The organism is bacterium, assembly GCA_020440705.1.
Lineage (GTDB): Bacteria > Krumholzibacteriota > Krumholzibacteriia > LZORAL124-64-63 > LZORAL124-64-63 > JAGRNP01.
The window spans coordinates 1-26917 of record JAGRNP010000049.1; the positions used below are offsets into that span (position 1 = coordinate 1).

Annotated in this window: 30 protein-coding genes; 20 read left to right on the plus strand and 10 right to left on the minus strand. The window is 72.9% G+C overall.

The window, feature by feature from the left end; genetic code table 11:
* Both KDM41_09120 and KDM41_09125 read right to left on the minus strand, forming a co-directional pair.
* A partial coding sequence (locus tag KDM41_09120; protein MCB1183584.1) for a hypothetical protein occupies nt 1–328 on the minus strand: 328 nt, incomplete at its 3' end.
* 9 nt (nt 329–337) lie between these two features.
* A complete protein-coding gene (locus KDM41_09125) occupies nt 338–538 on the minus strand; it encodes a redoxin domain-containing protein (GenBank protein MCB1183585.1) in 201 nt (66 codons plus the stop codon).
* A gap of 235 nt (nt 539–773) precedes the next feature.
* On the opposite strand from KDM41_09125, the gene KDM41_09130 reads away from it, so the two are divergent.
* A complete protein-coding gene (locus KDM41_09130; protein ID MCB1183586.1) occupies nt 774–1355 on the plus strand; it encodes a sigma-70 family RNA polymerase sigma factor in 582 nt (193 codons plus the stop codon).
* On the opposite strand, the gene KDM41_09135 is transcribed toward KDM41_09130, so the two are convergent.
* Nucleotides 1313–3913 carry a serine/threonine protein kinase gene (locus KDM41_09135; protein MCB1183587.1) on the minus strand — a complete coding sequence of 867 codons (2601 nt, stop codon included), beginning with the start codon at nt 3911–3913 and terminating at the stop codon, nt 1313–1315. The two genes, KDM41_09130 and KDM41_09135, sit on opposite strands and share 43 nt — an antisense overlap.
* Before the next feature lie 224 nt (nt 3914–4137).
* Between KDM41_09135 and KDM41_09140 the strand changes: the two genes are divergently transcribed.
* Nucleotides 4138–7179, plus strand: a complete 3042-nt coding sequence (locus tag KDM41_09140; GenBank protein ID MCB1183588.1) for a hypothetical protein — start codon at nt 4138–4140, stop codon at nt 7177–7179.
* Nucleotides 7180–7199: 20 nt separating this feature from the next.
* Here KDM41_09140 and KDM41_09145 read toward each other — a convergent pair whose 3' ends face one another.
* The 4 genes from KDM41_09145 to KDM41_09160 all read right to left on the minus strand — a co-directional run bounded on the left by KDM41_09145 (nt 7200) and on the right by KDM41_09160 (nt 10031).
* Nucleotides 7200–8891 (minus strand): hypothetical protein, encoded by a 1692-nt coding sequence (locus tag KDM41_09145; protein MCB1183589.1) that lies wholly within the window; start codon nt 8889–8891, stop codon nt 7200–7202.
* 174 nt (nt 8892–9065) lie between these two features.
* Entirely contained in the window at nt 9066–9287 is a 222-nt protein-coding gene (locus tag KDM41_09150) for a 4-oxalocrotonate tautomerase family protein (GenBank protein MCB1183590.1), read from the minus strand.
* Nucleotides 9288–9520: 233 nt separating this feature from the next.
* Nucleotides 9521–9793, minus strand: coding sequence for a type II toxin-antitoxin system RelE/ParE family toxin (locus KDM41_09155; protein ID MCB1183591.1), 273 nt, complete (start codon nt 9791–9793; stop codon nt 9521–9523).
* Nucleotides 9771–10031 carry a type II toxin-antitoxin system Phd/YefM family antitoxin gene (locus tag KDM41_09160; protein MCB1183592.1) on the minus strand — a complete coding sequence of 87 codons (261 nt, stop codon included), beginning with the start codon at nt 10029–10031 and terminating at the stop codon, nt 9771–9773. Before KDM41_09160 ends, KDM41_09155 begins: the two co-directional genes overlap by 23 nt.
* A 235-nt stretch (nt 10032–10266) precedes the next feature.
* On the opposite strand from KDM41_09160, the gene KDM41_09165 reads away from it, so the two are divergent.
* The 14 genes from KDM41_09165 (at nt 10267) to KDM41_09230 (ending at nt 21121) form a co-directional block, all read left to right on the plus strand.
* On the plus strand, nt 10267–11244 hold the full coding sequence (locus KDM41_09165; GenBank protein MCB1183593.1) for a hypothetical protein: 978 nt from the start codon (nt 10267–10269) through the stop codon (nt 11242–11244).
* Nucleotides 11241–12272, plus strand: coding sequence for a hypothetical protein (locus KDM41_09170; protein MCB1183594.1), 1032 nt, complete (start codon nt 11241–11243; stop codon nt 12270–12272). The genes KDM41_09165 and KDM41_09170 overlap by 4 nt, the downstream gene beginning before the upstream one ends.
* Before the next feature lie 206 nt (nt 12273–12478).
* On the plus strand, nt 12479–13384 hold the full coding sequence (pdxS, locus tag KDM41_09175; protein MCB1183595.1) for a pyridoxal 5'-phosphate synthase lyase subunit PdxS: 906 nt from the start codon (nt 12479–12481) through the stop codon (nt 13382–13384).
* Between the two features lie 28 nt (nt 13385–13412).
* Nucleotides 13413–14000 (plus strand): pyridoxal 5'-phosphate synthase glutaminase subunit PdxT, encoded by a 588-nt coding sequence (gene pdxT / locus KDM41_09180; protein MCB1183596.1) that lies wholly within the window; start codon nt 13413–13415, stop codon nt 13998–14000.
* Between the two features lie 110 nt (nt 14001–14110).
* A complete protein-coding gene (locus tag KDM41_09185) occupies nt 14111–15139 on the plus strand; it encodes a hypothetical protein (protein ID MCB1183597.1) in 1029 nt (342 codons plus the stop codon).
* Nucleotides 15136–15975 (plus strand): hypothetical protein, encoded by an 840-nt coding sequence (locus KDM41_09190; GenBank protein MCB1183598.1) that lies wholly within the window; start codon nt 15136–15138, stop codon nt 15973–15975. Before KDM41_09185 ends, KDM41_09190 begins: the two co-directional genes overlap by 4 nt.
* Before the next feature lie 50 nt (nt 15976–16025).
* Nucleotides 16026–16298: an acylphosphatase gene (locus KDM41_09195; GenBank protein ID MCB1183599.1), complete on the plus strand. Its 273-nt coding sequence runs from the start codon at nt 16026–16028 to the stop codon at nt 16296–16298.
* The gene (locus KDM41_09200) at nt 16295–17200 is read left to right on the plus strand and encodes an HAD family phosphatase (protein ID MCB1183600.1); all 906 of its coding nucleotides are present in this window, start codon (nt 16295–16297) and stop codon (nt 17198–17200) included. The genes KDM41_09195 and KDM41_09200 overlap by 4 nt, the downstream gene beginning before the upstream one ends.
* A complete protein-coding gene (locus KDM41_09205) occupies nt 17197–18843 on the plus strand; it encodes an aspartate aminotransferase family protein (protein ID MCB1183601.1) in 1647 nt (548 codons plus the stop codon). Before KDM41_09200 ends, KDM41_09205 begins: the two co-directional genes overlap by 4 nt.
* 19 nt (nt 18844–18862) lie before the next feature.
* Nucleotides 18863–19339 (plus strand): hypothetical protein, encoded by a 477-nt coding sequence (locus KDM41_09210; GenBank protein MCB1183602.1) that lies wholly within the window; start codon nt 18863–18865, stop codon nt 19337–19339.
* Between the two features lie 22 nt (nt 19340–19361).
* Complete coding sequence (locus KDM41_09215) at nt 19362–19631, plus strand: RNA-binding protein (GenBank protein ID MCB1183603.1); 270 nt, start codon at nt 19362–19364, stop codon at nt 19629–19631.
* On the plus strand, nt 19628–20593 hold the full coding sequence (locus KDM41_09220; protein ID MCB1183604.1) for a prolyl oligopeptidase family serine peptidase: 966 nt from the start codon (nt 19628–19630) through the stop codon (nt 20591–20593). Before KDM41_09215 ends, KDM41_09220 begins: the two co-directional genes overlap by 4 nt.
* Nucleotides 20590–20769 carry an SEC-C domain-containing protein gene (locus KDM41_09225; GenBank protein MCB1183605.1) on the plus strand — a complete coding sequence of 60 codons (180 nt, stop codon included), beginning with the start codon at nt 20590–20592 and terminating at the stop codon, nt 20767–20769. The genes KDM41_09220 and KDM41_09225 overlap by 4 nt, the downstream gene beginning before the upstream one ends.
* Before the next feature lie 139 nt (nt 20770–20908).
* A complete protein-coding gene (locus tag KDM41_09230; GenBank protein MCB1183606.1) occupies nt 20909–21121 on the plus strand; it encodes a DUF2892 domain-containing protein in 213 nt (70 codons plus the stop codon).
* Here KDM41_09230 and KDM41_09235 read toward each other — a convergent pair.
* Entirely contained in the window at nt 21105–21701 is a 597-nt protein-coding gene (locus KDM41_09235) for a hypothetical protein (protein ID MCB1183607.1), read from the minus strand. The two genes, KDM41_09230 and KDM41_09235, sit on opposite strands and share 17 nt — an antisense overlap.
* A gap of 147 nt (nt 21702–21848) precedes the next feature.
* Between KDM41_09235 and KDM41_09240 the strand changes: the two genes are divergently transcribed.
* The 4 genes from KDM41_09240 to KDM41_09255 all read left to right on the plus strand — a co-directional run bounded on the left by KDM41_09240 (nt 21849) and on the right by KDM41_09255 (nt 25070).
* On the plus strand, nt 21849–22787 hold the full coding sequence (locus tag KDM41_09240) for a pyridoxal-phosphate dependent enzyme (GenBank protein ID MCB1183608.1): 939 nt from the start codon (nt 21849–21851) through the stop codon (nt 22785–22787).
* 95 nt (nt 22788–22882) lie between these two features.
* Complete coding sequence (locus KDM41_09245; protein ID MCB1183609.1) at nt 22883–23410, plus strand: hypothetical protein; 528 nt, start codon at nt 22883–22885, stop codon at nt 23408–23410.
* Nucleotides 23407–23826, plus strand: coding sequence for an acyl-CoA thioesterase (locus KDM41_09250; GenBank protein ID MCB1183610.1), 420 nt, complete (start codon nt 23407–23409; stop codon nt 23824–23826). The genes KDM41_09245 and KDM41_09250 overlap by 4 nt, the downstream gene beginning before the upstream one ends.
* A 26-nt stretch (nt 23827–23852) precedes the next feature.
* On the plus strand, nt 23853–25070 hold the full coding sequence (locus KDM41_09255) for an Nramp family divalent metal transporter (protein MCB1183611.1): 1218 nt from the start codon (nt 23853–23855) through the stop codon (nt 25068–25070).
* Between the two features lie 75 nt (nt 25071–25145).
* Here the strand turns inward: KDM41_09255 and KDM41_09260 are convergent, their stop codons facing one another.
* On the minus strand, nt 25146–26453 hold the full coding sequence (locus tag KDM41_09260; GenBank protein ID MCB1183612.1) for a hypothetical protein: 1308 nt from the start codon (nt 26451–26453) through the stop codon (nt 25146–25148).
* 108 nt (nt 26454–26561) lie between these two features.
* On the minus strand, nt 26562–26917 hold a 356-nt coding region (locus KDM41_09265), incomplete at its 5' end, for a hypothetical protein (GenBank protein ID MCB1183613.1).

Below are 26917 nucleotides of genomic sequence, written 5' to 3' on the forward strand. Positions count from 1 at the left end.
GGCCGCCGCGGGCGGCGTCGGGCACGTCGGAGGGGCCGAGGGCGGCCACGGCGTCGTCGAGGGCCGCGGTCATGGCGGCCTCGTCCCAGGATCCGCGCCAGGTGATGATCCCGTCGCCGTCGATGATGAAGAAGTAGTCGTAGCTGCAGTTGTAGTCGGTCAGGATGCCGGCCTGGTTGCCGTACATCAGCACCGGGAACTCCACCTTCGTGCCGGTGACGAAGATGGTCACCTGGGCTTCGTTCCCGTCCCACACGTCGATCGCCAGGGCCTGGACGTCGCTGCCGTAGGAATTGGCGAGGGCCTCCGCACCGGGGGCCAGACTCATGCAGAACGGTCAGGAGTAGCCGATGATGAACAGCAGCACCACCTGGCCCTGGTAGTCGGACAGCGAGGCGGTGCCGCCCCCGTACCGCTGCAGGGTGAAGCCGGGCGCGGGGGTGCCGACGTCTCCGGAGGCGGCCAGGGCGCCGGCGGGCGCCAGCAGCAGCGCCGCCAGGGCCAGGCCGTGGAGCGGGCGCCGGACTCTCGTTCGCATGTTCATCGGTTCTCCCTCCGGAACGGGTGGTTCGCACGCGCCGCCGGCCCGCGCCGGCGGTCTTCTGTTCCAGCCTAGGACCGTTGGGCCGGTCCCGCCAGAGGGGCGCCGGGAGCCGCCTCGCGTCCGACGCTCCGCGCCCCGCCCCGATTCTTCGCGCCCGATTGACGGTTCCCGCCGCCAGTCGGTATGCTGAGGCCCCGCGCGCGGACGCCGGGGACCGGGAGGGAGCCGCATGCCCGACAACGCCATCACCCTGCTGCTCGGCGACATCCGGGCCGGCGACACGTCGGCGGTCGATCGCCTGCTGCCGCTCGTCTACGAGGAGCTGCGCCGCCTGGCGCAGGCGCGGCTGGCGTCCGAGCGGGCCGACCACACCCTGCAGGCCACCGCCCTGGTGCACGAGGCGTACCTGCGCCTCGTCGACCAGCGCGCGGCCGGCTGGCAGGACCGCGCCCACTTCATGGCCCTGGCCGCCACCGCCATCCGGCGGGTGCTCGTCGACCACGCCCGCCGCCGGCTGGCGGCCAAGCGGGGCGGAGGCGGCGAGCGGCTCTCCCTGACCGTCGCCGAACTGGCCGACGCGCCCGGCGCCGACCTCGACCTGATCGACCTCGACGCGGCCCTGGCCGAGCTCGGCGCCGCCAAGCCGGACCATGCCCAGGTGATCGAGATGCGCTTCTTCGGGGGAATGACCGCGGCCGAGGCGGCCGAGGTGCTGGGGGTGACCGAGCGCACGGTCGAGCGGCGTTGGCGCTTCGCCAGGGCCTGGCTCTACCGCCGGCTCGAGTCGGACGGCTCGCCCGACCCGGCATAGAACGCGGCCAGGCGCCGGTCGGCGCGCCGGCTGGCCTCGTGGTCGGGCCCGAAGGCGTCGTGCAGGGCGTCGCGGCTGGCGCGGAGCACCACCTCGGCTTCGTCGCGGGCGCCGCGGGCCGCGAGGCACACCCCCCGCATGTTCTCCACCATGGCCACCCGCCAGTGGTCCGGCCCGAAGGTGGCCCGCCGGATGGCGAGGCACTCGTCAGCCACCGCTTCGGCCGCCGCGTAGTTCCCGCGCTCGAGCTCGTTGGCGACGACCCCGCCCAGCACGATCCCCACCCAGACGTGGTCCGCGCCGAGGGCCGCCCGGTAGATCCGCACGGCCTCGTCGTAGTACGGCGCCGCCTCGTCGGGGCGGCCGCTCTTGCGCAGCATGCCGGCGAAGTTGTTGGCCGTGGTGCCGACGTCGCGGTGGTCCGGCCCGAGGCTCGCCCGCAGGGCCTCGTAGGCCTCACGGTAGAGGGTCTCGGCCTCGTCCCAGCGTTCCTGCTGCTCGAGGATGCTCGCGAGCTGGTCCTTGGCGTTGGCGACCGAGGGGTGGTCGGCCGGCAGCACGGCCAAGTAGCCCGCCAGGGCCCGGCGCCCGAAATCCTCGGCCCGCTCCGCGTCGCCCCGGTAGCGGTGCAGGGTCGACAGGGCGAGCAGGAACGTCGGCGGCTGCAGCACGCCGCTGCCCGGGGTGGCCGGGCACAGGGCGAGCGCGGCGGTGAGCAGCGACTCGGCCTCGGTATAGGCCTGGTGGTTGTACATGAGGTACGAGCCGAGGCCGCCCACGATCTCCGGCCGCTGCGGCAGGTCGATCCGGTCGGTGACGGCGGCGGCGGCCCGGCGCAACAGGGGCTCGGCCTCGTCTTGGCGGTTCTGGGCTTCGAGCGCGTGGCCGAGCCGGAAGTCGAGCACGGCCGGATCGGGCGCGTCGCCGGCCAGGTCGCGGGCCTCGCGCAGGCGCGCCTCCGCCTCGGCGTAGCGGCCGGCATCGTGGAGCGTGAGCCCGAGATCGGCCAGCACCCGGCGGCGATCGGCGGGCGCGGATCGCAGGGCGAGGGCCCGCTCGAGGTGGGCGACCGCCGGGTCGTAGTCGGCGATCACGTTGTAGCTGCGCCCGATGGTCTCGTGCAGGTCGGCGCGCGCCGCCGCCGCCAGCACGGTGCCGTCGGCCAGGGACGTCGCGGCTTCGTCGAGCAGGCCGCGCAGCAGCGCCGTGTCCTGGCCGCGGGCGACGTCCGGGTCCAGCGACCCGAGCATGGTCTGCAGGAAGCCGCCGATCTGGGCGGCGGCGCGCTGCTCCTGGTCGGCCCGGCGCGTCTGCACGAAACCGACCGTGCCGGCCGCCGCCACCAGCACCAGCGCCGCGGCGCCGACACCGACGGCGGCCCGGTGCCGCTGCGCGAACTTGCCCAGCCGGTAGCGCCAGGAGTCGGGCCGGGCGCGCACCGGCAGGCCGGCGAGATGACGACGCACGTCTTCGGCCAGGGCGTCGACCGAGGCGTACCGGCGTTCGGGCTCCTTGCGCAGGGTCTTCAGCACGATGGCGTCGAGATCGGCGTCCAGGCCGGCCAGGGCGCGGCGGTCCGGCACGGCGGCCGCCCCGGCCCGGCCGCGCCCGGTGGTGCTCGGCGGGATCGGCCGGTGTTCGCGCACCAGCCGCTCGAGCTCCACCAGGGAACCGTCGGTGCCGGGGTACGGGGAACGGCCGGTCAGCAGTTCGTAGAGGATCACGCCGAGGGAGTAGATGTCGGCCGCCGTGGTCACGGGGCGGCCGGCGACCTGCTCGGGGCTGGCATAGCGGGGCGAATGCAGGCGCGCGCCGGTCATGGTCTGCAGGCCGGCCCCGTCGTCGGCGTCGAGGACCTTGGCGATGCCGAAGTCGAGCAGCTTCACCACCCCGTCGGCCGTGACCAGCACGTTGCCGGGCTTCAGGTCGCGATGCACCACCAGGTGCCGGTGGGCGTGGGCGACCGCGGCGCACACGTCCAGGAAGAGACGCAGCCGCGCCGCGACGTCGAGGCCGTGGTGGTCGCAGTACAGGTCGATGGGCCGGCCGTCCACGTGCTCCATGACGAGGAAGGGCCGGCCGTCGTCGGTGCGGCCGCCGTCGACGAGGCGGGCGATGTGGGGGTGCTCGAGGCCGGCGAGCAGCTGCCGCTCGCGGGCGAAGCGGGCGAGGATCTCGTCGGTGTCCAGGCCCGGTCGCACGAGCTTGACCGCCACCTGCTGGGCGAATCCGCCCCGGGTCCGCTCGGCCAGGTGCACCGTGCCCATGCCGCCGGCGCCCAGTTCGCGCAGCAGCCGCCAGGCGCCCACCTGGTCGCCGGCTGCCGGCGCCGGCCCTGCCCTGGCGGCCAGGGCGGCGGCCAGGTCGCCCAGGTCGGCCTCGCCGGCGAGGAAGCCGTCCGCGGCCCGGTTGTCGGCCGCCAGCAGGGCTTCGACCTCGGCGCGCAGGGCGTCGTCGCCGGCGCAGGCCGCGTCGAGGTAGGCGGCGCGGGCGGACGCCGGCAGGTCGACCGCATGGTCGAAGACGTCTTCGGCGGAAGGGCGTCCGGGGGTGGTCATGGGGCGGTTCGCATTTTCCTGGTTCGCCGCGACCGGTGCGCGGGCGGTCCGCGCCCGGTCCGGCGGCAAGTGGATGTTCCTGCTGGCCATACCCATCGTACCGGCTTCCGGTCCCGCTGCCAAGCCGCGGGCGCCGGCGCGCGACGAGGGGCTGGTTTCGGCCCTCGAATTCGGATATGGTCGCTCCCGATGGATGCGGTCGAGACCCCTTCCCCGGAGCCGCCATGGAGCCACGTCGCCGATGCCCCCGTTCCCTGCTCGCCGTCCTGCTCGCCGCGGCGGCGGCGTGGTCGTCCGCGCCCGGGCCCGCTCGCGCCTCCGTGCACGACATCCACCTGCACACCGACAGCACGCCCGACTACGCCTCCCTCGAGGCCCTCGCGCAGACCATCACCAGCGCCTGGGACGATCCCGAGGACCAGGCCATCGCCATCTGGCGCTGGATCACCCGCAGCCGGCAGCAGCTCGATCCGAGTTTCGAGGACCGCGCCACGGTGCTCGATCCCATCCAGTACCTGCCGAGCTACCCGAACACCAATTGCGGTCCCTCGTCGACCTACCTGACCACCATCGCCGCCGCCCTGGGCCCGCCGTGGCGCCACCGCTTCGTCGAGCTCATCGACCACACCGTCGCCGAGCTCTCGTGGGACGACGGCGCGACCTGGCACATGTTCGACACCTCGATGATCGTCTATGCCCGCAACCACGACGGCACCATCGCCTCGGCCGAGCAGATCGCCTCGGCGCAGAGCTGCGCCCTGTCCGCCTTCTGGGGCGATCCCGACGCGGAGCCCGGCCATCTCTACGTCTACCACGTGACGCCGGAGTCCATGACCAACCCGTCGGCGCCGGGGCAGCAGGGCGACCTCGGCTACCCGAGCGGCTACCGCCCCGCGGCCGACAACCCGGTCGCCTACGCGCGCACCCTCCGCAACGGCTCCGACTCGTACCTGCACGGCCTGGACATCCAGGAGGACTTCGTCCACACCCGGCCCGGCTGGACCAACCGCCTGCACCTGCGGCCCGGCCACGTGTACACGCGCTACTGGGACGCCCTCGGCACCGGGGCCGAGTACGCCCGCCTCGACTTCCGCGATCTCGATCCGGTGAACGGCGACTACGGCACCAACACCATCCGCGGCAACGGCCGGTGGGAGATCGCGCCGTCCTTCGCCGCCGCCGCGGTGGCCGGGGGCTGGCACGAGCTCGCCAACATCGTGCACGTCGCGGACGACGTCGGCGGGGGGCCGACCCTGCGGCCGGCCACCAGCGCACCGGCGGCGCTCGTGGTCAAGGTCGACGCCGCGAACGTGCTCACCTCCGCCGCGGTGACCTGGGCCGGGACGCGGGGTGCGGGCGACCAGGTGCGTCTCGAGGTCTCGCGCGATGCGGGCTGCACCTGGACCACCGTGGCGACCCCCGGCGCCGGCGCCTTCGCCGGCACCGTGACCCTCGGCGCGAACCTGATCGGCGGGGCCCACGCGATCCTCGTGCGGGTCGCCCTGGTGCCCGACGCTTCGCGCGCCGACTGCGGTCTGGACGAACTGCGCCTCGCGGCCGTCACCGAGGTCAACGCCCTGGCCCTGCCGCGGCTGCAGCGCGGGCCGAACCGCGCCCGCTTCAGCGCGGGCCCGGCGCGGGAGACGCTCACCCTGCGCCCGTCGCCGCACGCGCCCTCGGACCACACCTGGTCGCAGTCGGTCGTCGACGCGTCGGGCCTGTTCTCGCGCGACGACCCCGTGGGCTACTCGTCGGCGATCCTCGTGCCCGCCGCCGCCGGCGTGCCGGGGCACGCCACCTGGCGTTTCGACACGCCGTCCGACATCACCGGGGCGAACTTCGGGGGCACCTTCCTGACCCGCTTCGCCACGCCCGACGACCGCGTCGAGCTGGCCTACTCCTGGGACGGGACGAACTTCACCACCGCGGGGGTCTTCGACGCCGCCACGGCGCCGACCTGGAACGCGACCCTCTTCGCCGGCACCGGCACGCCGCCGGCGGGCCAGCGCTCGGTCTGGCTGCGCTATGTGGTGGCGAGTTCGGTGGCGCCGTCGACGTCGTCGACCGGGATCCAGGACGCCCTGCTCGAGGTGCACCACGCGGCGGCCGCTCCGGCCTTCGCGCCGGTGGAGGTCACCTGGTGCTGGACCGAACACCGCACCGGCGGCGACGTGACCCGCCGGCACACCCGCATCGTGGCGGGACCGGAGGAGACCTGGACCATCAACGTGGCCGGGTACCGCGATCCGACCATGGAGTGGATCCGGGTGAAGCTCGCCGACGAGACCTCGGTGGCCGGCTACGACGACGGCCAGAACGTCGGCGCCGGCGACGGCTACGACAAGATCGCCATCGCCGCCGACTGGCTCGACGACGTGGCCCTGGGGCGGCCCTACACCGTGTCGCGGCCGGCGTCGGGCGCGAACCCCGACGCGGGCGGCGCCGAGCTGACCGACGGCGTCGTCATCCCACCGACGCCGCTGGCCACCGCCGGCGCCGTGCAGGGCCAGGTCGCCCTCTGGGACGGCGACGCGCCGGTGACCGTCGACATCGACCTCGGCGGCGTGCGGACCGTGGCCGCCGTCCGGGTCACCACCCACCAGCCCAACGCCACCTGGGGCCACGCCGGCACCATCGCCGTGACGGCCCTCGGCGGGCCCGGCGGCGCCGCGACCCTCGGCACGATCCAGCACGACGACGTCTGGAGCCCGCCCGGACCGTTCCTCGACTGGGGCTACGGGCGCGGCGAGAACTTCACCGACCTGCCGGCCGGTGATCGCCTCGCCCATGGCTTCTGGCTCGTGCCGGACGCGCCGGTCACCGCCGACGCCGTCCGGCTCGATTTCGTGCCCCTTGCGGGCCACGGGCTGGGCATCAGCGAGATCCAGGTCTTCAGCGCCGTCACCGTCGGCCCCTGGCCCGACCGCGAGATCGATCTCGGCCTGACGGAGGTGGCGGCGGCCCCGGACGAGGGCGCCACCCGCGTGCCGCGGCGCCCCGCGCTGGCCATCGCGCCCAACCCGGCCAACCCGGGCACCCACGTCGGCTACACGCTGACCGCCGCGACGCACGTGCGCCTGCGCATCGTCGACCTGCGCGGGCGGGTCGTGCGCGAGCTCGTCGACGGGGTGCGTCCGGCCGGCGGGCACCGGGCCTTCTGGGACGGCCGCGACGGCCGCGGCCACGCCGTGGCGTCGGGCGTCTATCTGGCCGTGGGCGAGTGGGGCGGGCAGCAGGCGATCGGGCCGATCACCCTGGTCAAGTAGGGACGCGCGCGGAAAGGCGGTCAGCCCGCCTCGGTCCGCGCCAGCCGCACCACCGCGCGCCGCAGCCTGCGGTGGTTGTCGAAGAGGCGCACGAATCCGGCCTCGCGCCGCCCGCCCTTGGCCCGGATCACGTCGACGAGGGCCGCTTTCTCCGCCGCCGACCAGCGCTCCGCGCCTTTCAGCGTCAGCACGAGCGGGCTCCACCGCCGCCAGGCCAGCTGCTCGCCCGCCGACCAGCCGCGCCGCGCAGACACCCCGAGCAGCGCGGCGGCCTCGCGGGCGCAGGTCGCTTCGGCTTCGGCGCGTTCGGCGCCGAAGCGCCGGGCCAGTCCGTCGGTGACCCGCAGCCCCACGGTCGCCAGGGGCAGGGCGCCGATCACGTCGTCCCGGGGCGTCTTCAGGTCGAGGTAGACGTTGGCCTGGGCCATCTCCGCCAGCACCGGCAGCCGCGTGCGGTGCCGCGGATCCCGCTTCATCCGGCGCAACTCCTGTCGCATCCGCGCCAGCACTTCCGGGTCGCGTGCCCGGAAGCCCAGTTTCTGGTAGAACCACCAGGCGCCCGAGGCGAGACCCTCCTCGTTGCCGTCGCCGCCGAGCTGGTAGGGGAAGACGACGAAGGTGTCGGCCCCGTACAGGTGCCGGCACGCCGCCAGCAGCCGGGCGTAGATGTGGCCCGCCGCGGCGCCGCGGAACTCGGGGAACACGTTGTAGGCCATCTCGACCGAACCCAGCAGCGCACTGATCACGCCGTAGCCCACGGGCACGCCGTTCTGCAGGATCAGGTAGCCCGAAACGGCCTCGAACAGGAGCCGCCGCGCGGGCACCGTGCCGATGACGGCGAACTGCAGGCCGTCGCCGTCGTCGATGAGGGTGACGTCGTGGGGGCTGCCGTAGGCGAAGGCGTCGAGGTCGCGGTTGCGGGCGACCATGGCGGCGCGGGCGAGTTCGATGACGGCCCGGCCGCGCGCCGGACCGACGCCGTGCACCCGCCGCGGCGGGATCGCCAGCTCCCGCCGGAGGTCGGGGCGTCCCCGCCGGAGCGGGCCGGCCTGGGGGTGGAGTTTCGGCCCGGCCAGGCAGGCCCCGGTGCGGCACGGACCGCCCGCGCCGCCGGCGAGCACGAGAGCGAGCCCGAGGTGCTCGTAGAAGTACTCGCGGGCCGCCGCCTCCATGGGCACCTCGCCGAGGCGCCGCACCACGAACGCGGCGTCGGTCTCCCGCGGGCCCTTCATCCGCTCGAGCCACTCCCGCACGGGGAAGGCGTACTCGTCCAGGCCCGGCGTCTCGGCGTAGAGGGCCAGCAGGTGCAGGATCCTCTCGAGGGACGCGCCGTCCCCGTAAGCGTCCCAGTCGATGCGCAGCCGCTCGGGCCACCGCGCCGCCAGCCACCGCGCCGTCTCCATGAAGAACTCGTAGTGCACGTCGGTGCCGGCGATGCCCGTGTCGGCCAGGGCCTCGCGGTGCCGCTGCAGGTCGGGGCGGTCGGCGAACCCGGCGAGCATGGCCGCGACCCGGCGGCGCAGCGCGGCGTCGTCGGGATGGGCGTGCCAGAAGCAGAGCAGGTCGTGCAGCTGCTGCACGGCAGCGGCCGTCGGCAGGGCTTTGGCGGCCAGGTGGGCGAGGAGTTCGTGCTTGGTCGCGGTGGCCGGCGCGCCGAACTCGGTGCGCAGGGCGACAAGGCGGGCCAGGGCGGCGGAGGCGGACAGGGTCATGGGGCGGAGCTCCTTCCGGGTCGGGACCTCGGCGGAGTCTAGCACGGGCCGTCGGCCTCGGCCCCACGCTTTCGCGGTCCTGCGGGTCGCCCGGAACAGGCGACCGGCCGGTGGGAGGCCACCAGCCGGAAAGATCGCCTGTCCGGACACTGTGGGGAGGCGGGCCGGGCGGCCTCAGCCCCGGACACCCTGCATGCCGTGGACGTCCGCCGCGGTCAGCGTCTGGCCGCCGATGCCCCAGTTGCCCTCCTTGACCTCCTCGATCTTCACCCAGGTGACGCCGCGCAGGGCCTCGCCCTCGATGCCGACCATGGTGTCGGTGACCTTCTCGATGATCTCCTGCTTCTGCGCGGCGTCGAACACGTTCTCGATGATCTGGACGGTGATGAGCGGCATGGCTTCTTCCTTTCGTGACGTCTGTTCTGGGGGTCCCGGCGCGGGCCGGGCGTCGGGCCCGGATCCGCGGCGAGGTGCCCGGCGGTTCGCAGGGCGGTTCGGAGGGGACTACGCGAACGGCGGGCCGCACCCGCCAGCGGACCGCCATTTTTTTTCGCGCCGGCCGCGCGACGGCGGCGCCCACCGGCGGGTCGGATGAAGTCTGGTGGCGACCGGAGGCAGAAGAGGGCGGGCTAGTGGGCCGGATTCCCCGGCACGCCGCTTCGCGAGACCTGGACGATCACGACGACCAGCCGGCCGTCGTCGATGCGGTAGACGATGGTGAAACGCGGGGAGCGGAGGAGCCAGAAGCCGTCGCCCAGTTCCTCGGCGTCCTCGCGCCGGGGGGCATAGGCCAGCGAGTCGATGACGCGCGCCAGGTCGGAAAAGACGTCGTCGGGGAGGCGGTCGAGGTCGTCCTTGACCTCCTGCAGCAGGCGGATCTCAAAGATCGGAGTGCGTTCCACGCCGGTCCTTCACGTCGTTCCAGCCCACTTCGCCGCGGGATTCGGCCACGGCCCGCCGGGCCGCCGCCAGGTAGGCCGCCCGTTCCAGTTCCCGCAGCCGCTCGTAGTCCTCGGCGCCGATCAGCACGGCCACGTCCTTGTCGTGCCGGTGGATGACGACGCGTTCGCCGCCGAAGGCCGCCCGATTGAGGGCGTCGGCCAGACCGGCCCGGATGGCGCTGACGGTCAATCGGATCATGCTGGCTGCTCCTTGGGCCTCGGGTGCGGCGCGCGCAGGGCTCTCTTTCCCGTGTGCTCTTTATTTTAGACGTATTGTACCATTGCGTCAATAGTATTTATTCGGACATTTTGTACAAAACTTGAGCCTCATTCGCCCGCGCCCCGCGGCCGGCCCTGGCGACTCGACGCCGTCGGCCCCGGCTGCTAGGATGGCCGACATTTCCCCTCCTGGATTCTCTGCCAAGGGAGCAGCCATGCGCCACCTGGTTCCGGTCATCGCCCTCGGACTGACCCTCGTGGCCTGCCGGCCGGTGTCGGCCGGGGCGGTCCGCACCATCGACGACGTGCCGGAGATCGCCAGCTGGGGGATCGAGGCCCGGCTGCGACTCGGCGACGATCCGCCCCTGCAGGTGGTCGAGATGACGGCCTTCCACGGCCGCGACCCCGTGCGGGAATCCACGCGCATCTCGGTTTCCGAGCGCGGGGGCGAACCCACGCTCATCGAGAGCCGGGTCGTCGACGGCCGGCGCTGGGTGCGGGTCGGCGGCCCCTGGGCGGAGTCGGACCGGTTCCGCCGGAAAGAACTCCTGCCTCTCACCCCGACGGACCTGCTCGCCGTCGTCGAACGTCTCGTGGTCGTCGGCACCGAGGAGCGCGACGGTCGCCCCTGCGAGCACCGACGCGGCGACCGCGAGGACCTGATCGCGGCCGGGGGCGCCCCCGAGGCCGACTTCGCGCGTCTGGATCACGCGACGATCGACGTGTGGATCGACCTGGCGCACCGCTTCATCTCCGAGTTCCGTCTCGCGGGTGCGACCGGTGGACGGGACGGCGCCATGCCCCTGACCTACACCTACCGCCACGTCGCCCTGGACGAACCGGTCGCGGTGGACGCGCCGGCGGTTCCGGAACCCGCGCCGGCCCCGGCCCCGGCCGTGCCCGGGCAGGACGAGGTCGACCGCAAGCTCGGCTTCCCCTTCCCCGTGCCCGCGGGGGCGACCGTCAGCATCTACGGGGCCACGGTGAACGTGCTGACCACGCTGCCCCTGGACGAGGCCCGCGCCTACGCCGACCGCACCCTGCGGGCCGCCGGCTTCGTCCCCGGCGAGGCGGTGGAACGGGCTCCGGGCGAGTTCGCCACCACCTGCACGCGGGACGGTCGCAGCCTGGTCGTGCTCGTGTTCCAGGTCAGCGCGCGCGGCGCCACGATCCAGCTCGGCGCCAAGCCGTGACGTCCGCCGTCGTGCTCGCCGCCCTGGCCCTGCTGGCCGCCGCGGACGCGGCCGCCGCCTCGCCGGAGTGCGCCCCGACCGCCACCCACGCGGCCGCCCGCATCGTCGCGGTCGACGCCGCCGGTGGGCTCCGGCCCCAGGCGGCGCCGGAGGTCCGCGCGGGAGAACGCTTCGTCCAGACCGTGGCCGACCGCTGGATCTTCGCCCTCGAGCCCCGGGAGTTCGGCTGGGCCGTCCGCATCTACGACCCGCACGCCGGCGCCGGACCGGACGCCGCCGACCTGAGCGCCCCGACGCCGCCGCTCCACCTCGACCCCAACCCGCGCGACCTGGCCGGCTGGCACTTCCGCAACGCGGCGAACACGGGCCCGAACCGGGGCGACGTGAACGCGCCCCAGCACCTGCGCCGATTCGTCTTCGCCCTCGATGCGGCCGGACTCGCCGACCCGGACGCGGCCCGCGGCGAGGGCTGGCTGCACATCCTCGACTTCCGGCTCACGCCGCCGGAGCCTGGCCGCCGGGCCCGCCTGACCGACCTGCGGTTCGAGGCCTGCCTCGCCTGGCCCCGACCGGATCCCTCCGCTTCCGCGGAAGCCTCGTCCGCGCCCGAGGATGTCGAGATCTTCGGCGCCTGCGGGCTCGGCCGCGCCGGGTTCGCCCTCGACGCCGCCTTCGCGCCGCCCGCTTTGACCGGCGATCTCGACGGCGACGGCTCCCACGACCGGCTCGTCCAGGTGCGTCGCCGGTCCGACGGCCGGCGCGCCCTCGCTCTCTGCCGCGCCGGCACGTGGCTGCACGTCATGGGGCCCGACGCGGGCCCCCTGCCGCCGGGCTGGCTGGACCGCCTGGAAGCCTGGCGCCTGGTGCCGCGCGACCACGGTCCGTTCGGCTACGTCGACGAACCGCCCTGGCCCGAGGCTGCGGGTGACGTGCTGGTGCTCGAGCGCCTGGAGAAGGAGATGATCCTCGTCTTCTGGCGCGACGGTGGGCTGCGGGCGCAGCAGGTGTACCGCATGGTCGAGCCGTGAGGCCCGGGGGCCGGGCGCGACCGGGCCGGGCCCCGCGAATCGGCCCGAATCGCCGGGACGGCCGCGTCCGGCCCGGCGCACCGCGCCCTTTCGCGCGGCCCCGCCAGTGATTATCATTTGCACGAGAGGAAGATCCCCGGACCCGGGCTCCGCAGGCGCGCCCGGGCCCCGTCGCCGTCGCCTGGACCGTTGCAAGGAGTACCGTCATGGACACCCCCTGGGGCACCCCCGAGATCGCTGAGCAGTTCCGGCACAAGGTCGGTCTGGCCGAAATGCTCAAGGGCGGCGTCATCATGGACGTCACCAACGCCGAGCAGGCGAAGATCGCCGAGGAGGCCGGCGCCGTGGCCGTCATGGCCCTCGAGCGCATCCCCTCGGACATCCGCAAGATGGGCGGCATCGCCCGCATGTCGAATCCCGGCATGATCCAGGCGATCAAGGACACGGTGTCGATCCCGGTCATGGCCAAGTGCCGCATCGGCCACTTCGCCGAGGCGCAGATCCTGCAGGCCCTGGGCGTCGACTTCATCGACGAGTCCGAGGTGCTCACGCCGGCCGACAACCAGAACCACGTCTACAAGCACGACTTCAAGGTGCCGTTCGTGTGCGGCTGCCGGAACCTGGGCGAGGCCCTGCGCCGCATCGGCGAGGGCGCGGCCATGATGCGCACCAAGGGCGAGGCGGGCAGCGGCGACATCGTCGAGGCCGTCACCCACATGCGCGAGGTCACCGAGGGCATCCGCCGGCTGCAGCTCATGCGCACCGACGAGCTCATGGCCGAGGCCAAGCGGCTCGGCGCGCCGTACCACGTGGTGGTCGAGACCGCCGAGCTGGGCAAGCTGCCCGTGCCGAACTTCGCCGCCGGCGGCGTGGCTACGCCCGCGGACGCGGCGCTCATGATGCAGCTCGGCGCCGAGACGGTCTTCGTGGGCAGCGGCATCTTCGCCAGCGACGATCCGGCGCCGCGGGCCCGGGCCATCGTCGACGCGGTGACCTACCACGACGATCCGGCCAAGCTCATGGAGGTCTCCATGAAGCTGGGCGAGGCCATGAAGGGCCGCGCCGTGAACGAGATGGACGCCAGCGAGAAGATGGCCGGGCGGGGCTGGTAGCACCGTGGCTGTCCGCGATCGCGCGCCCATCGGCCTGCTCACCCTGCAGGGCGACTACGAGAAACACCGGCAGGCGTTCGCCGCCCTGGGGCGCGAGACGCGGGGCGTGCGGCGCCCGGGCGAGCTCGAGGGCCTCGGCGGCCTGGTGATTCCCGGCGGCGAATCGACCACCCTGACCCGGCTGGTCGACCGCGTCGGCCTGCGTGAGCCCCTGCGCGCTTTCGCCGCCCGCCGCCCGGTGCTCGGCACCTGCGCCGGCCTGATCATGCTGGCCCGCGCCACGGCCGACGAGGGGCGTGCCGATTTCGGCGTCGAGCCCCTCGGGCTGCTCGACTGCACCGTCCGCCGCAACGGGTACGGCCGCCAGATCGATTCCTTCACGGCGCCGGTGGGCATCGACGTGCTCGACGGCAGCCCGGAGCCGTTCCCGGCCGTGTTCATCCGGGCGCCGCGCATCACCGCCGTCGGGCCCGAGGTCGACGTGGTGGCGCAGCACGACGGCGAGCCGGTGGCCGTGCGGCAGGGGCACCTGCTGGGCCTGGCCTTTCATCCGGAGCTGACGGACGACCTCCGCCTGCACCGGGCCTTTCTCGCGCTGGTCGACGCCGCCGGGTGACGTCCGACCCGCCAAGTTCCCGCCGCGGGCCCCGGACCTCGGCCCGCGACGACCGCAACGGGGCATGTTCCGGCGCCGCGTCCCGGCGCCCAGCCAGAAGGACGAGAGTCATGAAGCGATCGCTGCAGAAGTTCCTGGCCGGCTTCGCCGTGCTGACCGTGTGCGCCGGGGCGGCCCTCGTGGCCGGATGCGGCGGCGGCGACGACGGCGGCACCAATCCGCCGCCGCCGAGCTGCTCCCTGTCGGCCGTGACCACGGGGCTGGACACCTCGTTCCTCAGCGGCGAGACCGTCAACATCCGCTGGACCGGCAACGGCACGCCGAGCACGGTCGTCATCGAGCTGACCAAGGCCGGCACGGTGGTGGGCACCATCGCCGCCAGCACGGCCAACGACGGCTTCCACGCCTGGGTGGCGAACACCGGCGGCCAGGCCAACGGGTCCGACTTCGGCATCCGCGTGACGGCCACGGGCGACGCCGGCTGCAACGCCGAGAAGACGGGGCTGACCCTCCTCGACGTGTCCGGCTGCGCGATCTCCGGCATCGTCGTGCCCGACACCCTGCAGGCGGGCGACGTCCACTCCCTGACCTGGACCAGCGCCAGCACCTCCGGCACCGTGGACATCGAGCTCTACAAGGCCCTGCCCGCCAGCCTCGGCGACTTCGTCGGCGTCGTGGCCACCGGCGTGCCCGACACGGGCACCTACCAGTGGGACGTCGACTCGTTCCACGTGGGGTCGCTCCACTATCGCCTGCTCATCTCCGATCCGGCGGTGGGCGGCTGCGAGGCCATGTCCGACCAGTTCTACATGGTCGACACCGACCTCTGCGAGATCGACGTGTTCGGCCCGCTCGGCGCCGGCGCGGTCCACACGGCCGGCACGGTCATGCAGATCACCGTCGACCAGACGTCGACCAACGGGAGCGGCATGGTCGACCTGCGCCTCTATTCGGGCGCGCAGTTCGTGCCGGGCGGGTTCATCGCCGACAACGTGCCCGTCCTGGGCGGCGCCTTCAACTGGACCGTCGACGACTACGACTGGACGCTGACCAACACGAACTACCGGATCCGGGCCATCGACGTCAGCGACCCCTACTGCGTGGGCGAGTCGGAGACGTTCAGCATCGTGCAGCCGTGACGGGACGGCGTTTCGCCACCGACCGGGGAAGGGCCGCCTGTGCGGCCCTTCTCGTCTCGGGTCTGCTGGCCGTGGTGCCGGCGCCGCTGCGGGCCTGGTCCGAGTTCGGCACCGAGGCCGACGAGCCGGAGACCCCGGCCACCGGGCCCGAGATCGTCGAACCCTTCTTCGCCTTCCTGGTCGGCCTGGCCGATGCCGACTCCCTCGGCGCCTGGAGCGGCGCCGACCTCGCGGCATGGACCGCCGCGTCAGGCCGGGAATCGCGCTTCCCGCTGACCGAGGTGGTGCGCATCGAGCGCCGGCGGCCGCAGCCGGAGCGGGCGGGGCGGTTCGGACCGCCGGTGCGGGCCGACTGGCGCCTCGAACTGGCCGCCGCCCAGGACCGGCCCATGCCCTACAGCATCCTGGGCTACCATCCGGGCAGCCTGCGGGTGGCCCGCGTGCTCGAACTGGCCGAACTGGCGCCCCTGGCCTTCTCCCTCGAACTTCCGGCCGACGACGACGCCGTCCGGCACGTGCAGGTCGACTCCTGCCGTGTCTTCGCCCTTGAGGGGGGGCACGTGCTCCTGGACGCCGACGGCTGGCTCGACGCCCTGCTGGGCGCCGGCCTCGACGACTCCTGGACCCTGGGCTTCGTCACCGCCCGCACGGAAGGCGAGCTCGTGGGCCTGGCCGTGAGCCTCGGCCGGGACGGCCGCAGGATCTACGGCGAATTCGACTTCCGGGCCGACAAGGTGCTCGCCCACGGCCGCCCTCTCGCCAACGCCCTCAGCCGCACGAGCCGCGCCTGGCTCGACGTCGCCGCCGGCAACCTGCCGGACCCCTGGGTCGAGTGACGCGGGCCGGTCCCGTTGCGCCCGCGCCCCGAATGGGCGATCTTGCCGGGATGAAACGCCTCGAACTGACCATCCACGGCCGCGTGCAGGGAGTCGCCTTCCGCTGGCACACGCGCCACCAGGCCCTGGCCCTGGGGCTGACGGGCTGGGTCCGCAACCGCCCCGACGGCACCGTGCGCCTGGTCGCCGAGGGCGAGCCCGCGACCCTGGACCTGCTTCGGGCCTGGGCGGAACGGGGGCCGGACCACGCGCGCGTCGATCGCGTCGACACCCACTGGAGCGAGGCCGGGCCGGGCTTCGCCGGATTCGAGATCACCGGATGAACCCCGCCGCCGCCCGCCTGCTCGTGGCCGTCGACGTGGACGGCACCCTGCTCGACAGCGAGTTCGACGACGTGCTGCGCCCGCGCGAGGTGGCGGCCCTGCAGGCCGTGCGCGACGCGGGCCACGTGGTGGCGCTCTGCACCGGGCGCAACCTGAACTCGACCCGGGCCCTGCTCGAGCAGTCGGCCTGGTTCCCGGACGACCTGCCCCTCGTGCTGCTGAACGGGGCGGTGGTGTGGGGCGACGCGCCGCGGCGCCGCCTGGCCAGCCACGAACTCGACGGCGAGCGCATCCGGCGGCTGATCGGGCTCTTCAAGGTCCACGGAACCGTCCCCATGGTGTATGGTCACGACGACGACGGCGGCTTCCTGCACCACGAGCCCGTGGCCGTGAACGCCATCCTGGCCCGCTACCTGGCCAAGCGCCGCGCGGCGGTGGGCAGCCTCGCGGTGGTGGAGGACCTGGCGGCCCTCGGTCTGGAGCGCGCCCTCGAGGTGGGCACCATCGATCGCCAGGAGCGCATCGAGGCCCTCAGCGCCGCCGTGCGGGCCGAGCTCGGCGACGCCGTCAACGTCGTCAACACCCGCAGCCTGCTCGGCGACGGGGCCTACTACTGGGCCGAGGCCTTCGACCGGCAGACGGGCAAGGGCACGGGCCTGCGGGTGCTGGCCGACTTCTGCGGGATCCCCCTGGCGGCCACGGTGGCCATCGGGGACAACTACAACGACCTGGACATGTTCGACGTGGCCGGGTGGAGCGTGGCCATGGACGGCGCCCCGGCGGCGGTCCTGGCGCGCGCCGACGAGATCGCGGCCCCGGTCCGGGAGTCGGGCGCGGCCGCCGTGCTCGAGCGCATCGCCGCCGGCCACCGGCCGGGCGGCCGGAAAGGCGGAACGACGTGAGCCCCCTGCGCGACGACGACAGCAAGCTGGCCGGACGCATCTTCCCCCAGAACCCGGTGGACGACGCCGGCGGCGGCCGCGACCGCGCCCCGGGCGCCGACGCCGCGCCCGACGAGATGGGTCTGCGCGAGATGGGCTACGCCATGGTCGACCTGGTGGTCGAGTACCTGAACGGCCTGGAGGGGCGGCGCGTGTACGGGCCCCTGACGCCTCTCGGCCTGGACGACACCTTCGCCGAGCCTCTGCCCGAGGACGGCACCCCGGTGGCCGATCTCATCCAGGACTGCCGCACGCGGGTGTTCCCCAACACCATGGCCATCGGCAGCCGGCGCTACTTCGGCATGATGAATCCGGCGCCCATCCCCATCGCCATCTTCAGCGAGGCCCTGTGCGCGGCCATGAACCAGAACACGGCCTCCTGGCGGCACTCGCCCGCGGGCACCGCCATCGAGAAGCGCGTCGTGCGCTGGCTGTGCGAGCTCTTCGGGCTGCCGGAGACCAGCTTCGGCACCCTGACCGACGGCGGCTCCCTGGCCAACATCACGGGCCTGAAGCTGGCGGTGAACCGGGCCCTCGGCCGCGACCTGTCCCAGGTCGACATCATGGCGGGGCCGGGCGAGGAGATCGCGAAGCTGAAGTTCTACGTCTCCGGCCAGGCGCACTACAGCTTCGACAAGGCCATCGACCTGCTCGGCCTCGGCCGCGGCCAGCTGCGCAAGATCACCAGCGACGAGCTCTTCCGCATCGACCTGGACCTGCTCGAACGGACCATCCGGCAGGACATCGACGCCGGCTTCAAGCCCGCCTGCCTGATCGGCATCGCCGGCACCACCAACACCGGCAGCATCGACAAGCTCGACCGCCTGGCCGACCTGGCCCAGAAGTACAACTGCTGGTTCCACGTCGACGCGGCCTACGGCGGCGCCGTGATCCTCTCGGAGATGTACGGCGCCATGCTGCGCGGCATCGACCGGGCCGACTCGATCACCGTCGATCCGCACAAGTGGTTCTACATGCCCTTCAGCTGCGGCGGCATCCTGGTGCGCGACGGCGACTTCCTGCGCCGCAGCTTCCTGGTCCGGCCCGAGTACTACATGGAGAAGGTGCAGGAGGGGGCCGCCGTCATCGAGAGCGACGAGCAGGGGCGGCGCGTCATGCCCGATCCGCGCGGCTTCCACCAGGGCGACAAGGTGAACTTCTTCCAGTACGGGATCCAGGGCAGCCGGCGCCTGAACGCCCTGAAGCTGTGGCTGGCCATTAAGTGCGCCGGGCGCCGTCAGTACGCCGCCTGGGTCGAGAAGGACATCGAGCTGGCGCGGATCCTCGCCGCGCGCATCCGGCGCCTGCCGGACTTCCGCATCATGGGCCCTAACACCCTCGGCATCTGCAACTTCCGCTGGGAACCGGTCACGGACGACGGACGTTTGCGGTATTCCGAGCAGAGGATCAACGAACTGAACCAGGCGCTGCAGGAGCGCGTCGAGCGCGAAGGCGATGCCTGGTTCAGCTTCACGCGTCTGCACGGCCTCGTGGCCCTGCGGGTGAACGTGGAGAACCGCAACATGGAACAGGCCGATGTGGAGCGGCTGGTCCGGGTGATCCGCCTGGCCGCCGACCGCATCCTGGCCGAACAGGACCAGTAGATTCCGGAGGAAAGACGACATGAAGCGCATTCTGGCGATGGCGACGATGCTGACGGTGATCGGGGCGGCGGGGGTCGGCCTGGCGGCCTTCAAGGGCTCGGCCGACGTGGTGAAGGCCGCGCCGGCGGCCACGGCGGTCAAGGCCAAGGCGGGCGAGCGGGTGACGTTCGCCATCGAGGTCGCCATCGAGGACAAGTGGCACATCTATGCCCACGGCGACTCGAACTTCATCGGCGTCGATCTCAAGCCCGCCGACACCTTTCCCCTGGAAGACCTGCAGGCCACCTACCCCAAGGGACACGAAGGCGAGTTCTTCGGCGAGCCGGTGTGGATGATCGCCGGCACCGAGCACATCGAAGCCTCGGCCCTGGTGCCCGCCGGCATGGCCGCCGGCGAGCATCCGCTCGAGTTCGGGGTGACGGTGCAGGCCTGCGACGACAAGACCTGCCTGGCGCCGGTCGACCTGCCGGTGACGATCAAGCTGGTGGTCGAGTAGCGCCGCCGACGAGGGACGCGCCATGAAGACGATCTATCTGGGCAATCTGCCCTTCGACGCCACCGAGGAAGCGGTGAAGGACCTCTTCGCCGCCCACGGCCGCGTCGTGAAGGTGACGCTGATCACCGACCGCGAGACCGACCAGCCGCGGGGCTTCGGCTTCGTGGAGATGCCGGCCGAGGACGCCGACCGGGCCATCGCCGCCCTGGACGGCCACGAGATGGACGGGCGCACTCTGCGGGTGAACGAGGCCCGCGACCGCGGCGCCCGTCCGCCGCGGCGCAGCTGGTGAGTCGGCGGCGGGGACACCGCCGGGGCCTGGCCCTCGCCGGCGCCGTCGCGGTCCTGCTGGCGGCCATGGCGGCGACCGCCGGCCCGCTGCACGACGCCCGGCGCGGGTTCACCACCCGGCTCGTCGCCGAATGGCGCGAGGACACCCCCCTGGAGGCGCCGCCCCCCGACCTGTTCACCCTCGTGAGCTACCCGGCCCCGCTGGGCGAGAACACCGCCTACCTGAGCGCGAACCATGCCGCGACCGACTCGGCCGTGGGCGGTCGCCCGGCCATCGTCTGGCTCACCGGCGGCATGCCGACCTCGCGCGGCGGACCCTACGTGTGGCGCCAGGGACCGGACGAGAACGACCAGTCGGCGGCGCCGTTCCGGCAGGCGGGCCTCGTCATGCTCTTCCCGACGGTGCGCGGCACCGCCGCCAATCCGGGCCGGCAGGAGGCGATGCTCGGCGAGGTGGACGACGTGATCGCGGCGGCCACCTTCCTGCGGGGGGTGCCGGGCGTCGATCCCGACCGCATCTACCTGGGCGGCCACAGCACCGGCGGCACCCTCGCCCTGCTGGTGGCCGAGGCGACCGACATGTTCCGGGCGGTCTTCGCCTTCGGGCCGGTGCCGGACATCGCCGACTACGGGGGCATCGACTGGCCCTTCGACACGGACGACCCGAACGAATTCCGCGTGCGCTCCCCCCTGCACTTCCTCGACGCGATCACGACGCCGACCCTGGTCTGCGAGGGGGAGGGGGGCAACGTCGAGGACATGGAACTGCTGGCGTCGGTGAACCGGAATCCGCTGGTGTCCCTGCTGACGCTGCCCGACGCCGACCACTTCACGCCGCTCGTGCCGGTCAATCGCCTGCTGGCGGCGCGGATCGTGGCGGGCCATGACGATCCGTTCCCCTTCGACACCACGGCCATCGCGCAGGAGTACGCCCGCTTCCGCGCCGCACGGAGCGAGCCTTGAGCCTGTGGCACCGGCTCTTCGGCGGGGCGGCGACGCCGCCCGACGCGGCCCGCGACCTGAGCCGCAACGCCCCGTGCTGGTGCGGGTCCGGCCGCAAGTACAAGCAGTGCCACTTCGAGCGCGACCGCGAGCACTTCACCGCGAAGCAGAACGAGGCCTGCAAGGGCCCCACCTGAGCCCGCTGAGCCGGGGCCGCGTCGCGGCCCCTCCCCTCGGAAAAATTCCTCTCCAGTGTGACTAGGTCACGGAACGACGGGGTCCGGACGTCTACATTGACGTCAGGACATCCCCCTCGTTCACCCGGAGGTTCGACATATGAAGAAGAACGTTGGCAGCATCGACCGGATGGTCCGCGGCACCCTCGGCGTGGTGGCCTGCGGGGCCGCGGGTCTGGACCTGGTGAGCGGTGGCCTGGCGATCGCGGCGCTGGTCGTGGGGCTGGTCCTGGTGGCCACGGCGGCCCTCGGCTGGTGCCCGCCCTACACGCTGCTGGGCATCAACACCTGCCGCGTCAGGAACCGGAGCTGATCCCCGCCCCGGTGACGTCGTCCGGTCGGATATCCGAGCCCCGGCCGGGCGACGTCGAACCCGCCGCCAGTCCCAGAATGACCCCCAATGCCACCGACCACACCGCCGCCAGCCCGACCTGGTACTCCCGGGGCAGACTGAAGGTGACCGTGTGGGCCGGAATCCAGAACCACAGCAGCGTCCACCAGGCCCGCTGGATGCCGGCGAAGCCCCGGCGCCCGAGGATCAGGTTGTCCGTCAGGCGGTGGAAGGCCATCATCTGCGGCCCGAAGAACGCGTTGGTGAGCACCGAGAGGGCGAAGGCCCGCGGCAGGCCGGCGCCGCACGCGGCCGGCAGCAGGCCGTGTTCGACCAGGGCCGCCGTGAAGCCCTTCATGCCGGCGAAGCCGAACTTCACCAGCAGCCCCAGCAGGGCCCACCCCGCGACTTTCAGGAGCATCTGCGGCGGGGTGCCGGGCAGGCCCCGCCGGCGGGTGGCCGCCAGATGGCCGAGCGTTTCACCGACGGTGCCGAGTACGGCGAACTGCACGGCGGCGGCGAGCAGGGGGTGGGCGCTGACCCAGGCGACGTAGGCGGACATGGCGACTCCTCCGTGGGGACGGCGGCAAAGGTCGCCCGCCGCGGGCCGGGGGGCAAGGCGGGGATGGCGTCCGCCCGGCCCCCTGCGCTAGACTGGCCGTCGGCGATGCCGCGGGGGTGTCGCCTGAATCGAGCCCGGGAGCCGACCATGGTCACCATCGCGGAGATCCGCGCCGCCGCCGAGCGCATCGCCCCCCACGTGCACCGCACCCCGGTGCTCACCTGCACGACGCTGGACACCCTCGCCGGAGCCCGCCTCTTCTTCAAGTGCGAGAACCTGCAGAAGGTCGGCGCCTTCAAGATGCGCGGCGCGAGCAACGCCGTCTTCAGCCTCACCGACGCGGAGGCCGCCGCGGGGGTGGCCACCCATTCGTCCGGCAACCACGCCCAGGCCCTGGCCCTGGCCGCGCGCAAGCGGGGCGTGCCGGCCTACATCGTCATGCCGCGCACGGCGCCCGAGGTGAAGCGGGCCGCGGTGGCGGGCTACGGCGCCGAGATCATCCCGTGCGAGCCGACCCTCGCCGCCCGCGAGGCGACCCTCGAAGAGGTGGTCGCGCGCACGGGGGCGACGTTCATCCCGCCCTACAACGACGAACGCATCATCGCGGGCCAGGGCACCGCCGCCCTCGAACTGCTCACCGACCAGCCGGATCTCGATGTGGTCATGGCGCCGGTGGGCGGCGGTGGCCTGCTCGCGGGCACGTGCGTGGCCACGCGCGCGATGGCGCCGCACGCGGTGGTCATCGCGGCCGAGCCGGCGGGCGCGGACGACGCGGCGCGCTCCCTGGCCGCCGGCCGGATCGTGCCCAACGCGTCGACCGACACCGTCGCCGACGGCCTGTTGACGAACCTCGGGCCCCTCGCCTTCCCCATCATCCGCGACCACGTCCTGGCCATCCGGACGGTGACCGATGCGGCCATCATCGCCGCCATGCGCCTGATGTGGGAGCGCATGAAGATCGTCGTCGAGCCGTCGTCGGCGGTGTGCCTGGCGGCGGTGCTCGCCAATCCGGGCGACGTGAACGGTCGCCGGGTGGGGATCATCGTCTCGGGCGGCAACGTGGATCTCGCGCGGTTGCCCTGGTGACCGGGGGGCCGCCGCCACGGCCCGCGAGGCCGTTGCCTCGGGCCCGGCGGCGTGGTAGAAAGGGGGAGGTGACCAACAGGCCCCGGAGGCCCAACATGAAGCGAATCAACGTTCTGTCCGCCCTGCTGCTGCTCGTCCTGGCCGCGCCGCCGGCGGCCCGCGCCGCCGATCCCGGTCCCTGCGACCTGCCCGAGGCCCACCAGTTCGACTTCTGGGTCGGCTCGTGGGAGGTCCATGCCCAGGGACGCGTCGTGGGCCACAACCGCATCAGCCGCATCCTCGGCGGCTGCACCCTGCTCGAGGAGTACGACACCAGCCCGCGCCCCTATGCCGGCAAGAGCTTCAACTGGTACGATCCGACCGACGGGCGCTGGCACCAGGTGTGGGTCGACAACGGGGGGCTGCGCCTGCATCTGACGGGCGGGCTGGCGGACGGCGCGATGGTGCTCGCCGGCGAGCGCGTGCAGGACGGCGCCCCGGTGACCGACCGCATCACCTGGACCGCCGCTGCCGACGGCACCGTGCGCCAGCACTGGGAGACGTCCGGCGACGGCGGCGCCACCTGGGCCACGGCCTTCGACGGGCTGTACCGGCCGCTCGCCGCCGACGGGGAGGTCCGATGACCCACGAGTACCGCATCCGCGTGCGCAACTTCCACTGCGACACCTACGGCCACGTCAACAACGCGCGCTACCTGGAATTCCTCGAAGAGGCCCGCTGGGACTTCACCGAGCACACGCGCGGCCTGGACGCCCTGCCCGACCGCGGGCTCGGGCTGGTCGTCGCGGCGGTGAACATCGAGTTCAGGCGCCCGCTGCTGCGGGAGGAGACGGCGGTGATCCGCTCGCGCATGGCGAGCTACGAGGGGCGCCGGGCGGTGATGCGGCAGGAGGTCACGCGGGCTTCCGACGGGAAGACGGCGGCCGTGGCCGACATCACCTTCGCCATCATCGAGATGGCCAGCGGCCGGGCCATCGAGCTCGACGAGGGGATCCGCGCCCTGTTCGTCTCCGGCCGCACCGCGGAGCCGGGCGCGTGAGCGGCGGCGGACGCTGGCGGGCCCGCCTGCAGGCCCTCGGGCCCGGGATCCTCTTCGCCGGCGCCAGCATCGGCGTCTCGCACCTGGTGCAGAGCACGCGGGCGGGCGCCGACTACGGCTTCGGGCTGCTGTGGGCCGTGCTGCTGGTGCTCCTGTGCAAGTACCCTTTCTTCGAGCATGCCCATCGCTACACCGCGGCCACGGGGGAGAGCCTGCTGCAGGGCTACGCGCGGCAGGGGCGCTGGGCCCTGGCGGCGTTCATGGTCGTGGTGGTGGGCAGCGCCTTCATCACCACCGCCGCGGTGACGGTCGTCACGGCGGGCCTCATGGGAGCCCTGCTCGGGCTGGACGTGCCCCTGTGGGTGATCAGCCTCGGCCTGCTGGCGCTCATCCTGGGCCTGCTGGCCTTCGGCCACTACGGCCTGCTCGACCGGGGCATGAAGGTCATGGTGCTGGTGCTCGGCGTGTTGACCCTGGCGGGCGTCGCCCTCGCGCTGGCCCACGGCCCGGTGGGCGATCCGGCCCACACGGCCCCACCCCTGTGGAACATCGCCGGCCTGACCTTCCTGCTCGCGCTGATGGGCTGGATGCCGGCGCCCCTGGACATCGGAGCCTGGTCGTCGCTGTGGGTGCTCGAGCGCGACCGCGAGGCCGACGCCGCCTGCGGCATGGACGGCTGCCTGTTCGACTTCAACCTGGGCTACGCCGCGGCGACCATCCTGGCCGTGGCCTTCCTCGCCTTCGGGGCCCTGGTCATGTTCGGCACGGGGCGGGAGTTCGCGGCGTCGGGCATCGCGTTCTCGCGGCAGCTCGTGGAGATGTACACCACCGCCCTGGGCGGCTGGAGCCGCTGGCTGATCTCGATCGTGGCCTTCATCACCATGTTCTCGACCACGATCACCGTGGTCGACGGCTATGCGCGCACCCTCGACCGGGGCCTGGCCCTGCTGTGGCGTCCGGCCAGCCGGCCGCGCACCACGCCCTGGGCCCTGCTGCTGTCGGTGCTCGCCCTCGTGATCATCGCCTTCTTCATGCGCACCATGAAGGCGCTGGTCGACGTGGTGACGGTGCTGGCTTTCCTCACGGCGCCGCTGGTGGCGGTGCTGAACTTCCGTGTCGTGCGCCTGCCCAACGTCCCGCCCGAGCACCGGCCGGGCCGCCTGCTCACGTGGCTCGGCATCGTGGGGCTCGTCTTCCTCGCCGGATTCGGCCTGGTCTGGATGTGGGTGCGCTGGGGGCACTGACCGGCGGTGGATGAACGAACGCCCCCCGGACCGGGTCCGGGGGGCGTCGTCGTCGGTACGGGACCGGGGGCGGGCCTAGTCGTCGTCGCCCCCGTGGCCGTCATCGTCGTCATCCTCACCGTCATCATCATCATCGTCGTCGCCGCCGCAGCCGTCGTGGTCGTGGTCGTCGCCGCAATCGCCGGTCGACCGCACCTGGAAGTGACCGAGCATGCGGTTCACCTCGCGCTGCCCGTCCCGGTCCAGATTGCACCAGTCGTTCCAGTCGTGGTCGGCGAGGAAGGCGTCGGCCCAGGCGATGGCCTCGGCGGCGCCGGTGCCGTCGGCCCCGTTGGCGATATTGATCTTCGCCGTCAGCAGCTGGGCGTACAGCTTGGTGATGCCGTTGCTCGGATGACCCCACGCGTGCTGCTGCAGCACGGCGTACACCGTGTCCGTGTCCTCCACGGCCATGGTCTTCTCGCCGCCCTCGGCGCCGAGGAGCAGCGGCAGCATGGGCTCGACCTCGTCGGTGTGGTTCTTCCAGTAGCCCTTGCCGTGGGCGCAGCCGTCGCCGACGAAGGGCGCGAACAGGCCGGCGTCCACGTCGAGGTTCGTCTCGTCCGCCATGAGGGTCAGGCAGGCCGTGGCACCCGTGGCCGGATCGATGTCGCTGTCCAGGGTGCCGTTGGAGTCGGCGTGCATGGGCGCGAAGGCCCAGGTGCTGTCGGGCAGCATCACGTGCACCTGGTAGTCGCCCGCGGCCACCTCCGCGAAGAGGTACATGCCGTCGGCGTCGGTGGTGTCGGACAGGACCACGGCGCCGCTGCAGTCGGTCAGGGTGACGACGATGTCCGCGAGACCGGGCTCGCCCTCGTCCTGCAGGCCGTTGCCGTTGCCGTCGTGCCAGACGCGGTCGCCGATGCTGCCGACCCGGGGCACGGCGACGAGGCCGGCGTCGATGCTGAGCTCGGTCAGGGAGTCGGCCAGGCTCAGGCACATGGTCAGGCCGGTGGCGGGGTCGACGTCGCTGTCGAGGCCGGTGTCCTCGCCCGCATGCATCATGGTGAACACATGACCGTCCGGCAGGGCGAAGTGCACCTGGTAGTCGCCGGCCTCGAACGCGTCGAAGAGGTAGTAGCCCTCGGCGTCGGTGGTGTCGGCCACCGCGGCGAACGCCGTGTCGCCGGTGCAGGCCTGCAGCGTCACGATGACGCCCTCGACGCCGGGCTCGCCCTCGTCCTGGATGCCGTCGCCGTTGGCGTCGAGCCACACGCGGTCGCCGAGCCCGTCGACGGCCTTCGCGGCGGCGCCGCCGTCGGGACGCAGGGGGTTCTCACGGCTGCAGCCGGCAACGGCCGCCACGATCAGGGCGCTCAGGGCGAGCAGGCGCACGAATTTCATGGTTTCCCTCCAAAAAAGCGTATGGGGATGCAATGACGCGAGCGAGAATCTATCAAACGCGAGCCTTATCGTCAACTATTCGGGATAATTCGAACGAAATCGCAACAATCAGGCCGGTCCATCCAGGGGGGTGTCGTCGCGGTTGGCCCACTCGCCCATGGAGGCGTCGTAGAGGGCAACATCCTGGAACTGCAGGATTTCCAGGACCCAGTGGACGAAGGCGGCCCGGATGCCCGACTGGCAGTAGGTGATCACCGGTCGCTCCGGGGTGAAACCGAGCCCGGCCACGATTCCGGCCAGCTCCGCCCGGGGGCGCAGGCGGCGGGCGGAGCCGTCGTCGTCCGGGCCGTCGAGCAGGGCCACCCACTCGAGATGGCGGGCGCCCGGCACGTGGCCGCGGCGCGCGTTGTCGCGGTCTTCCCGGCCGGCGAACTCGTCCGGGTGCCGGACGTCCCACAGGTCCG